Below are 9,590 nucleotides of genomic sequence, written 5' to 3'. Positions count from 1 at the left end.
CGCTTCACGTCGCACATTCGAACTCTGATCAGACACAACCCTTTGTTTGAGTAATTCTAAAATTCCCTCTTCATTTTTCCAACCAGTAGCTATTTGTTCCAGCGCTTTACGTCGCACCTTCCCACTATTATTAGACACAACCCATTGTTTGAGTAATTCAAACATTCCCTCTTCATGTTTCCAACCAGTAGCTATTTGTCCCAGCGCTTCACTTCGCACATCGGAATTCTCATTAGACACAACCCATTGTTTGAGTAATTCCAAAATTCCCGGTTCATGTTTCCAACCAGTAGCTATTTGTTCCACTGCTTCACGTCGCACTCTCCAATTCTCATTGGATACAACCCATTGTTTGAGTAATTCTAAAATTCCCGGTTCATGTTTCCAACCAGTAGCTATTTGTCGTACCGCTTCATGTCGCACTCTCCAACAACCCATTGTTTGAGTAATTCTAAAATTCCCGGTTCATGTTTCCAACCAGTAGCTATTTGTCGTACCGCTTCATGTCGCACTCTCCAATCCTCATCAGACACAACCCATTGTTTGAGTAATTCCAAAATTCCTGGTTCATGTTTCCAACCAGTAGCTATTTGTCCCACCACTTCACTTCGCACACTCCAGCTCTGATCAGACACAACCCATTGTTTGAGTAATTCCAAAATTCCTGGTTCATATTTCCAACCAGTAGCTATTTGTCGTACCGCTTCACGTCGCACTCTCCAATCCTCATCAGACACAACCCTTTGTTTGAGCCAAATATAGGTTGAGTTTTCATCCCTCCAAGTTGTAGCCACCACTTCCACAGCTTTAGTACGAATTTCACGAACTCGATCTGCCTCATTGCTATAAGATCCATAATAATAACCAAGGTCATACCCAGTCAAATCTTTTAACCTATTTAATAACCGCTCCTCCACATCACCAATACTATGACGACTCCTAACTTCAAACAAACACTTGCCCGCCAAAAATAAATTCAGAAATTTTTCCTCTTCCCCCTCTTGCTCCATCAAATAACTAATACCCAGTCAAATCTTTTAACCTATTTAATAACCGCTCCTCCACATCACCAATACTATGACGACTCCTAACTTCAAACAAACACTTGCCCGCCAAAAATAAATTCAGAAATTTTTCCTCTTCCCCCTCTTGCTCCATCAAATAACTAATAATATCTCCCACAAACTTAGCATCAATCATCCCTGCAATTAACCGCAAAACTTCATGCCATTTTTCATCCTGCCAATGCTTACCAAAAACATCATTTATCAACCCATCTATTTCCAGACTTTGTGTTTCCTTAAACTGCCAAACAAAACTCCAACCACAGAAAAATTCCAAAAAAGTTCGATGCACAAAAGCATAATATTCAGCCCCAACAAAACACAAAATAAAATTCCGAGTCCGCAACTGTTCAATCAATGCCTTAGCCATCGGTCTCGCATCATTAATATCTATACTTTTCAGATATTCCGAAATAATCTCTCTTAAATCTTTTTCAACAATTAAATTACCAGCTAAACCTGCCTCATTTTCCTGCATAAAAAAAGCTACCCGACGCAAAATTGCCTGCTTATCTTTATAGTCAATAGTTATCGGGTCAATTTTCGCATCAACCAAGGCTCGTTCCATATCCCATTGCTGTAATAAAACCCGCGAAGCTTGATTATAAAGTTCCGCCCTATCTCTCGGCAATTCTTGATGACGATTCAAGATAGCCATCATAGTTAATAAAAGGGGATTTCCTGACAATTGCTCAATAGCTGGAGAATCCTTAATTGCCCGTTTCAACCTCTCCCTTTTCCTCACCTTTTCTGTCTCATCTTGATAAGTCAAATTATGCCAATTTTGAATAAACTCTTCAACTTTTTCCGCCTCCAAATCTTGCAACATAAAATGATAAAACTCAGCATCCCGAAGTTTTTGATGCTTATAACCAATCACCCGCGAAGTAACAATAACTCGGACATTTTTATAATTATTAGTAAACCGATGAATATCAGTAATTACCTCCTCTCGTTTAGCAGGATCGAAAACTTCATCTAACCCATCAAACATGACAATAGCATCACCATTTTGTAATTTTTAATGGAGTTCTTTTTGAGGTAAATGACAAACAACTCCACTACCTTTTTCCAGAAAATCTAGAAAATCATTGCACTTATTGGCATCATAGTTACGCACATAAGTCCGCAGTTCAATTAACAAAGGAATTGGGTATAAAGGCAAATATTTCGGCAGTAACTCTGCCCATTGCAAAGCGATATATTGTAATAAAGTAGACTTGCCAGAACCGGGGTCTCCCAGAATAACTAAATATTTATAATTTTTATCTTCAATTAAGTCTAAAACTGAGCGAATTTGTTGTTCAAAATATCTGCGCCGGAGACCTTCCAATTGTTCCGAAGAAAAATCTTCCTCAAGGTCTCCAGACTCCTTTAACCGCTGCCGATATTCTTTAGGAATTTCATGTACTTGAGGCAAAAACTCTTGAGATTCCCGCACATTTTGAGGAATAAATATTTTCCATAATTTCAATTGATCGTAACCATAACCACTGGTATCTAAACTTTCTAATCTGACATTGCCATATTGTTCTCGGATTCCCTCTTGATGTTTTTTGAGATTAAAATCTAATTTAATATCAGAACTTTTATTTGCCAGTTTATCAAAATTTTGTGAATCTAATATTTTCCGTAATTCATCAGAATTTATCCTAATAATTTGAACTTTTTTGAGATAATTTTTAGCTATTTCTTCCCAGTCAAAATTTTCTGGTAAAGCAGGTAAAGATGGATTTATTTGGTGCCAAATTTTAACCAATTGAGGAGTATCTAAAACCTTAATATCCTTATTAAACGGACTCCCCATAATTTCCAAAACCGACTCATTTTCCAGAAATAGTTTTAAATGCTCATTATATTTCTCAATTTGATTTTTATCTAATTCAGCCAGCTTTAATTCTTGCTCTACTAACCCAGAAAATTCTTGAAGAGCTTCCTTCATAGCCTTTTTTAAAGACCTTTTGTGGCGATCGCTTATCTCACCTGTAAAATCAGTAATACATTGCTTAAAAAAATCTTTAACATAGTCTTCAAGGGTTTCTTGAGCTAATTTTCCCAGAACTTCTCTAACGAGAAACCACAGTAATGAGAAAAATGTAGTAGTAGCCAACCATTCAAGCATAATTATTTCAGCTTTGACTTTAATAGTTATTTTTAATTATATTATATGTATCCCATCACCCCATCACCTTTTATGACTAATATAATTAGCTAAAGTAGTAGCGTATCTAGACTAAAATTGTGGTTAAAAAAACCTCACCCCTTCCTTTGTAGCAGGGCTATTTCATTCTTGGTATTTGGCAGAGGGGGAGCAGGGGAGCAGGGAGCAGGGGAGAATTTTCCACCCTTTAACCTAGATTTTCCCCAAATTCTGGTAATGATGTCCCCAATTCTCATAAATAATCAATTATTTATTTTACTTTGAAACAGCCCTGCTTCCCTTGTAGGGAAGGGGGAATATCTCCCCCTCTCCTTGCAGGAGAGGGGGAGGGGCAGGGGGGAGAGGTCTTAATTTATCAAACTTACCCACAAAATAAATCTAGACACTCTACTACATTCTTTTTCCCCCCTAGCTCTAACTAACTTCCGGTTCCGAACCCTTCAATTCACAAACCATCCCAGAACAAGCGGGATCTTGCGGTCCCATCTCTGGTAACTCACTCGCTAACACATAACCATTCATCAACTCCGAGAAATCATCAGACTTCCGCCGTTCCAACATCTCCCGTTGCAATTTTTCATATTCCTCTTTAGAAATACGCTCGAACGGCAACCGGGGGAACGGTGCATCAAACCGCGCTAACAACGCTGACGAGATATAACCCTCATCATCGCGAATTGCCTCATAAATGCGTTTGCCCAAAGGTTCAATTTCTTCCTCTGTCAGCAAAATAGTGCTACTACTGTTATGAGTCGTCCAATGTTTCTGTACTCCCATGTAAAAATCAAACATAGCAGTAGCGGTGAACTTCTCAATGGCAATGTCGTCAATCCCAGGCAAGTCTATCCAAGATACCTGTACTGGAATTTCTACTAACCATTCTTTCGCGCGTTCATCAAAAGGATCGTTGAGTAAATTACCATTTTCATCTTTGCTTGACTGCCCCGGAATCACAGAATAACCATAATCAAGGCAAGCTAATGCTACAGGATCATTTTTGGCAAAAGTAATCCGTCGCACCCACCGCAAACCAAAAGGAGGATGCCAACCAGGAGCAGCATTTGTTAACAGAGATTTGGTATTGTGCGATTTCAAAGCACCTTGCCAATACCAAGAGTCGTTATCATCCACACCCTCAATGGCAAAATCATAAGAGTAGTCACAAACTGCCCCAATATTCACAGATTCAATTTTGTATGGAGAAAAACTGAAAACGCGCTTCGGTGGAAATAGGGGTCGTTCCTGACATTTGATACTGTGTTCATTCAGATAATCTAAAGCGTCAGCATTAGACAACATTCGACTCAGACATAATCCCCACATATCTTTTTGTTGGGGTTGCAAGTTTTCCCCTTTGGTATTATGAAAGATACTGAAACAGAGTCCGATCGCTTCTCCTACTTGTTGCAGGTTGCGAATAAAATCGGAACTTGCTGAATCTATAGATAAGTTCCCCTGTTTCCGCACACATCCATCAGTATCTATCAAACCACAGAAAAATGATAGCAAAGTAACTCGCGAAGACCGACGTAAACTCATAGGTATCCGGTCTAAATCTTTGCTTTTCTCAGTTTTGGCAAGTTGGTTTAAGTGCAACCAGTCAAATAACTGTCGAGAAGCAAAAGATAATTCAAAACGACCGTTACCAAGGTCATTGATATTACCTGGGATGCCAAATAATTTTTTGCCTGTTTCTTGGAGGCGATGCAAAATATCAAGTCTGCCATGAGAAAAACGGACTCGATATTTGTGTTCAGAAATACAACCATTCCCAAACAAACAACCTAAAAAGTAAGCTAAATCTGGAGTAAGAGTTGCCGGAGTCACGATTTCGTGAGTTAAGACACCACGGTTATGACCTAATGTTTGAGACCGTTTCACTCTGGTATAATTTTCTAACTCCAAGGGTATTAGTAAAGCATCTTCTTGTTTGTGATACTCACCAATACTGTAGTCAAGCAACATTCCAGGTTTCAGATCGCAACCATATACCCACTTACCTGCGACACTCATCCGATGGTTGGGAGTCATCCGTAAGATCCGACCATTAGCTAGTTTGACTTCCACAAGTTCTAATGGTTGATTAGCGATCGCTGTGGATGCTCCTATTCCATCGCGAACAGTTAATTCTAATCCTACCGTTTCTCCACTACCAGGTGCGACTATTTCATCTGCATAAAGCAAACCTTGATTAAATATTCTCAAAGCAGTTTTGTCGAGACAACCCGAAGGTTGCACTGTTGTACAACGGTTCGGACGTTTTAGGTTGTGGTGATCGCAATAATCCCACACCACCCGATGCACTATTTCGCGCCACCGAGTTAAATATTCTGCCTCCTGTTTTTTAAACTCCAAACCTTGAATAGTTTCCGGGCGGCCTGCTTGCCACCATTGCAACCATTCAATACCAAAAGCTTTTACAAAAAAGTCAAATAAACCAGTAAAAGAAACCCCAACAATAGGGTCTAATTCTCGACTATAATTATAGCGAGGTTCTAGGAACTTATGGTTAAGTAAAGTTGCCACGGAAAGGGCACCAGCAGTAAAAGCTTCCTCCTGTTCTTTATGATTATTTGGGTCAATTTGATTCAGATGAATCTCTGATAAATTACAGTGGAAATTAGCCCCAATTATTTCGCCACAATTGTGAGTTAAACAACCATTAGCAATGAAAGAATTAGTTAAAGGAACGTGCAAATCATAAACAACTTCCTCTCCAAATTCTTCAACTTTTTTCACCTTTGAAGTGAACTTAGAATTAATGGTTGACTCAAAATAATTAGGTAATGGTTTTAGCAGCCATTTTTCAGCTTTAGTATTCTTACTAGGCGATAGTGGAAAACCAATTAATTCTTGAAATAAATCAAAGTTAAAAGTAGAGATAAATAATCCATAAGCACCTCTATCTGAGCTGATTTCCTCAGTTCCATCAACAGTTGTATAAGGAACACCTCTGTAACCTTCTTTCCTAATTAATTGAACTGTACTAATAATGCCTAAATTAGATAGAATTAATTGAATTTGTTGGAGTAGTTTTTCCGAAATCATAGCTAATTTGATTCTTCGGGAATCTTTATCTACTGTGCCATCTGCACTAAAAATTCCTTGTAAAAAACCAATTAAAACTTCCTGAGATTGACTCATAAAATCATTAGGAAGTTCTTCTTTTCCAACTATACCTAAATCGGCAAAAAACTTTTCTAATTTAGGAGATTGAGTACGAAATTCATAGACTCCTTTATGGAGTTTAGTTACATATTCTCTTCCTGTAATTGATGCAACAGCTTTGCCGACAATATTGTAGGCAGTTTCATACTCATCCTGGTTAAAAACAAATCCTTTAGCAAAATGATCTTGCTTCCTACCATGACCTTGACGAGCCTTAATTTTGACATTATATCCATCTCCGTACCACCAACCAAGCATTTGAGCTTGAGCAACAGAAATAGTACCTTTACCAAAATGACCTGCTCCTCTCTGAACATAAATATTGTCGTCATCAGTTAAATCTTGAGTGCTAACCCAACCTCGACTGGTAAAATGTTTATGCTCTGCTGTACATCGCATTTGCATTCCATTAGTCAGCATAATTTTGTAGGTGGTTTTAACTCCAGTAGCAAAAGCGATCGCATCCGTCAACTTCACACCAGATAAACCTACCGAACGCAAATCTACTAATGCTTTAAACTGTTTACCTACTAAATCCTGAATCTGAATTAACCCTTGGTCTGTAGATACTAAGGTATCCCCTGAATGACAAGGGTTCAATCCTAATCTTGCTAACCGATGTTCTAGTTCATCATTACTAATATTTGGATAGTGTTCTTGAAACCATTTTTTGGCATTATCTTCTCCATAAGCTTTCAAGAAATCACTCTTTATTTCTGTCGTTGAAAGTAGATCGCGATTGGCACGAGCAACTGCTTCACCTGCCCACTGAATCGCACCTTCACCAGAATAAAACTGTTTCCTCACTGCCTCAACACATTCTTCTAATGTTGGTTTGTGGTGGAAAACATGGGTGTGATTTGCCATTCTCAAAGCATCTCTTTTTGGGTCAATTCCCCAGTTACCGTTTTCATCCTGTCGCCAGAGATTATCCTTCGCTACAGCAAAGAGGCGATCGCTATTAATCCCTTGCCGAATACCGGCACTGTTCGATACTAAGATTCCCTGACAAACAAATTCATGGATACTGGCAACTTCAATATCATAAGTTGATGCTTCTCTCACATCCATCTCAACTTTTTTCACTTTTACCGGAATCAAATCTGTAGCATCAGCGATAAAGTTCTTGACAGTGCGAACCATCATATGCTTGCGATTATTCCAATCAAAAGTATTCACTAAAGGTTGAGCCATTTCCCTGGGAAAACCGTGATCGTGGAAAAATTTAGGTCGTTTACGTTTTTGCACTGGAAACTGAGTAGAGTAAGTCATCATTACTTTTTCTACTGCTTCAAAAGCACTCTCACCTACAGTTACTAACTCACCTTCCCACTTTCCTGTTCGCTTGCGCACGAAACTACATAACCTTGTCGTGATTCCTAAAGAGCCATATAATGCTTGTACTTGTTGCAGAAAATCTTGGTAAACTGAAGCTACCAGTACGCCCTGAGAATGACAACCATCTGCGTCTGCTAAACCAGCTAAATAAGCTTGACGGATTTCTGTTGTTCCCATGAGAATACAGTCAGGAATCGTAATAGAAGTAAATGACTGTTTAAACTGTGACAGATATTTATTCAGAATGCTGCTATTTAACTGAAGTTCATAAGCTTTGGTTTGACATTGTTCTGGGGTTCTCAGTGTATGTGTTTCCAAAGCAAATTCTTGAGCAACATTAATCAGTCGTTCCAAAATTTCTGGACTATCCTGGTGGACTCGAAATCTGACTCGCCATCCATCTGAGGCAACCGATCCATCTCCATGCAAATATCCCAGAAAATAAGCAACTTCACTGGTAAGAGCGGGTACTGTTATTGGTTTTGCGCCATGGGAGGTGACACCTTTCAACTCAGGTAGTTCAGTGGGAGTACCAGGTATTGCTTGAGGCACAAAAATCAAGCGATCGCCCTCTTGCAAGTCTTTAGCTTTAATCATTTTATAGTTACCATACAAATCTTGCAGCACGGCAACTTTATGATCCGCAGTACATTCAAAATATCCGTCTTCTGTTTGAATGCGACATAAAGACTGAGTACCCTGAACAAAGAAATTTGTTACAGGGTAAAATCCTTTGCTGGTTAAGACGCGATCGCCAATCCGAATTTTTTCAATAGGTACTAACCCCGATGCTGTATGTACTAAAGCACCTTCTGGTAAACAGCGGCGAATATTTCCAGCAACAATTGTCACTGCTGCTTCGTCAATTAGCAAACAACATTCCACAGAATTTAATTGTCGCCCAACTGCTTGATTTAAAATACTCCCACAACGTTGATACAATTCTGGCAATTTTACCGGATTGGCAACACCACCAAATCCTTTTAACGGTTCTCCCGCAGGTCTGACATCACTCAAATCAATGATAACATTCACCTTTCCCGAAAATCGCTCATCAGTTGACAACTCCAACAAAGCCTGATAAGACCCTACCCAACCTTGACGACTGTCACCAACCAAAATTTCCGCTTCGTCTTGATGAAATGTTACTTCTGTCAACTCACGCCTTGATTCAGCAGGAGTAGCACCAATTTCACCCCGCAATACAATATTTAGATGATTGCGAATCGGTGGCAGTTGATTTATATAACGTGGTTCCAAGACTGCACCCGTACCACACCCCATCATCGCTAAGTCCATTAATAGGCCAAAGGAGCGCCAGTCTACAATATTAGTGGACGAGCAGTTATAGGCCCCTGAAAAGTTTTGCTGTTGGGTAATCCATTCTGTGCCACCTACCCACAACCAACGGCCAGAAGATAGGGCCTTAAGTTGGCTCTGCATCCGATAGAGTAAGTCTGTTTCTTCGGCCGTGAGTTGGCCTAATTTTCTGAGGCCATTAATTGTGCGATCGCATACTTCTGTCCAGGTCTCACGGCCAGTTTCTGTCTTACGGCTATAGGTTCTGTAAAATACGGGATTAGCTGTGGGAGCTGTTTCTGGGAACTCCGTCCGATCTATTTTTTCTAGTTCTCGTACCATAGTGAAATTGAAAATAGAATTTTTTGGAAATAAGCAACAAATTATGAGTGTAGCGACTTTTCATATTTAGTGTCAAATTGTTGACAAATTTACCAAATCACTCTACATTTTGTGTTTTTTTGTTTTAGAGGTAAAATTAGTATTTTAGAGATGTAATTAGAATTGAACTAGAGTTAAAAGTATGAGTAAAACACTACAAAAAAATGTTTGCCTAGCAT

At 39.2% G+C, this 9,590-nt stretch carries 1 protein-coding gene and 1 pseudogene; both read right to left on the bottom strand.

Annotated elements, in window-relative coordinates; all coding sequences use genetic code 11:
- Nucleotides 1–3,186 (bottom strand): annotated as a pseudogene (locus AFK68_RS46245) (NACHT domain-containing NTPase); the annotation flags it as partial.
- A gap of 453 nt (nt 3,187–3,639) precedes the next feature.
- Nucleotides 3,640–9,372: an LAGLIDADG family homing endonuclease gene (locus AFK68_RS39635; RefSeq protein WP_210407587.1), complete on the bottom strand. Its 5,733-nt coding sequence runs from the start codon at nt 9,370–9,372 to the stop codon at nt 3,640–3,642.
- Nucleotides 9,373–9,590 lie beyond the last annotated feature (218 nt).

The organism is Hydrocoleum sp. CS-953, assembly GCF_002260545.1.
Classification (GTDB): domain Bacteria; phylum Cyanobacteriota; class Cyanobacteriia; order Cyanobacteriales; family Microcoleaceae; genus Trichodesmium.
The sequence above is the reverse complement of the archived record's forward strand: the minus strand, read 5'-3'. Positions and strand labels throughout refer to the sequence as shown.